Here is a 748-nt window from a genome sequence, read left to right as displayed (position 1 = left end):
CACGCTGGCGCCGGCGCCGGGGCGCAGGCTGTACGCCGTGGGGGCAGGGCAGGTCTGGCCGCTTGCGCCCGCAGGCGGCTGAGCAGGCGCCCCGCGCTTGGGCTGCCCTGTCCTGGTCAGCCCCGCTGCGCCCAGCCGCGCGCCAGCACCGGCGCGTCCGGCAGCTCGTTGGGCCGGCTTCCCGCCGGTTCGTCCTGCGGCGCCGGAAAATGCGCCACCAGCAGCGCCGACACCTCGCTGAGCGCTTGCGTCAGCCCGTCTTCGTAACGTCCTGCACGGAAGGCTTCGCCCATGTGCGCGGCCATGGCGCGCCAGCTCTCCTCGGGGACGGCGCGCGCGAGGCCCCGGTCGGCGACGATTTCGATGGCGCGCTCGGCCAGCAGCAGGTAGATCAGCACGCCGTTGTTGTGCTCGGTGTCCCACACCCGCAGCTTGCCGAACTGCGTGATGGCGCGCTCGCGGGGCGAGGCGCCCCGGCACAGGTAGGAGCGGGGCAGCCCGCCCTCGATGCAGATGCGGATCTGGCCCGTGTGGCGCCGCTCGCTGGCGGCCACGCGCGCGGCCAGGCGCTCGAGCATCTGCGGCGGCAGCGCCCGGCCGAGGATGCCGTCGGCCCAGCGGTGGCGCAGCAGCCGGGCGGCGCGCTGCAGCAGGCCCGGCGGGCGCGCCACCGCGGAAGGACTGTGCGCAGGACTGGACATCTGGCTCCTCCTCTCGCCCTACCAGCTCCCGGAGGCTCCGCCCCCGC

The 748-nt window shown here is 75.8% G+C and carries 1 protein-coding gene; it reads right to left on the bottom strand.

The genetic code is table 11. The features are described from left to right. Positions 1–116: 116 nt before the first annotated feature. Complete coding sequence (locus A612_RS12305) at positions 117–701, bottom strand: TPM domain-containing protein (RefSeq protein ID WP_040436795.1); 585 nt, start codon at positions 699–701, stop codon at positions 117–119. Positions 702–748: the final 47 nt, after the last annotated feature.

It is taken from the genome of Melaminivora alkalimesophila, from assembly GCF_000282995.1.
GTDB classification, from domain to species: Bacteria; Pseudomonadota; Gammaproteobacteria; order Burkholderiales; family Burkholderiaceae_C; genus Melaminivora; species Melaminivora alkalimesophila.
This window is presented reverse-complemented; position numbering and strand designations above follow the sequence as displayed.